This window comes from Salinimicrobium oceani (genome assembly GCF_012037645.1).
The window spans coordinates 1-438 of record NZ_JAAVJR010000687.1 but is presented as its reverse complement, the minus strand read 5'-3'; the positions used below and the strand labels follow the sequence as shown (position 1 = coordinate 438).

Annotated in this window: 1 protein-coding gene; it reads left to right on the top strand. The window is 43.4% G+C overall.

The annotated features are described in order from the left end of the window. Positions 1-41 precede the first annotated feature (41 nt). A partial coding sequence (locus HC175_RS18880; protein WP_168139727.1) for a hypothetical protein occupies positions 42-438 on the top strand: 397 nt, incomplete at its 3' end.

The window sequence follows — 438 nt, the reverse complement described above, 5'->3', positions numbered from 1 at the left end:
GAACCACCCTTGATAAAGCCCCTAATGCTTACCATGGAAAAATGGTAAATATTAAGACGCTTCAGGAAAATACGGCTCCCCTGCCCTATTATTCAGCAAAAGACGGCCAGTGGATAGCCGACAATACGTGGCTACGGCCTGCGGTTTGGGATTATCCAAACAGCAGAGGTGTAGATGGTGCTACCATGATAGACTGGAACATCGTAGTAACAAGACATAATATCACCAGCCAGGCAAAAGATATTCGGGTCCTTGGATTATTATCTGAGACTGCCGGTAAACGCTTAACCATAGCTAATCCAACCGGTCCACAAAATGAAAACAATTCGGGACAATTCCTCAGCATTAGTCATTATCTTCTTCTTAATGGGATAATTGATCTGGTTGGAGAATCTCAACTACTACAGGATGTAGGAAGTTTACTTGATGCCTCCAGTA